The sequence below is a fragment of the Bacillus sp. AFS031507 genome (assembly GCF_002584635.1).
GTDB lineage: Bacteria > Bacillota > Bacilli > Bacillales > Cytobacillaceae > Neobacillus.
The window spans coordinates 294-555 of record NZ_NUOW01000118.1 but is presented as its reverse complement, the minus strand read 5'-3'; the positions used below and the strand labels follow the sequence as shown (position 1 = coordinate 555).

Here is a 262-nt window from a genome sequence, read left to right as displayed (position 1 = left end):
GGTCACCAAAGTTTTTTACGAGTTTGCGTAAAATAACTTTCAATATAGTGGAGGATTAGCTCAGCTGGGAGAGCATCTGCCTTACAAGCAGAGGGTCGGCGGTTCGAGCCCGTCATCCTCCACCATTATAATATTTGTTTTTTGGCGGTGTAGCTCAGCTGGCTAGAGCGTTCGGTTCATACCCGAAAGGTCGGGGGTTCGACTCCCTTCGCCGCTACCAAATGTTTTTGCTAATTTTTATCTGGAGGAATACCCAAGTTTG

At 46.9% G+C, this 262-nt stretch carries 2 tRNA genes; both read left to right on the top strand.

Annotation, left to right across the window (positions count from 1 at the left end):
- The first annotated feature begins 49 nt into the window (after positions 1–49).
- Positions 50–125: transfer RNA gene (locus COE25_RS30115), tRNA-Val, on the top strand.
- 18 nt (positions 126–143) lie between these two features.
- Positions 144–220, top strand: a tRNA-Met gene (locus tag COE25_RS30110).
- Positions 221–262: the final 42 nt, after the last annotated feature.